Raw genomic sequence first — 488 nt, 5'->3', positions numbered from 1 at the left:
CTTCCTGCACGCCGAGACGGTGCGCCACCGGCGGCGTGTAAGCCTGCCAGTCAAAAGCGAAATCGTTATCGCGCGCCGCTTCCAGCGTGACCGGTGGTGTGCGCGGTTTCTTGCGCCCGTGCTGAATACGTACGGTTTCGTACTCCTTGCGGGTACGAGCGACAAAATCATCACGCTGGGTATCGGAAAGCAGCGCCGCCACCACACCAACGGTACGCGAGGCATTCTGCACATACACCGTCGGGCCGCTGTAGTTCTGCTCGATTTTCACCGCCGTGTGCGCTTTTGAGGTCGTCGCGCCGCCAATCAGTAACGGAATAGTGAAGCCCTGACGCTCCATCTCTTTCGCCACGTTAACCATCTCGTCCAGCGACGGCGTGATAAGCCCCGAAAGGCCAATCAGATCAGCATTCACTTCTTTAGCGGTACGGAGAATTTTTTCCGCAGGCACCATAACGCCGAGATCGACAATTTCGTAGTTGTTACAT

General features: G+C 57.0%; 1 protein-coding gene. It reads right to left on the bottom strand.

Annotation, left to right across the window (positions count from 1 at the left end):
- The coding region (locus K0039_RS25050) for a cobalamin-dependent protein (protein WP_228106838.1) at nucleotides 1-488 on the bottom strand (488 nt) is incomplete at both ends.

This window comes from Terrisporobacter mayombei (assembly GCF_020748465.1).
Taxonomy (GTDB): Bacteria; Bacillota; Clostridia; order Peptostreptococcales; family Peptostreptococcaceae; genus Terrisporobacter; species Terrisporobacter mayombei.
The sequence above is the reverse complement of the archived record's forward strand: the minus strand, read 5'-3'. Positions and strand labels throughout refer to the sequence as shown.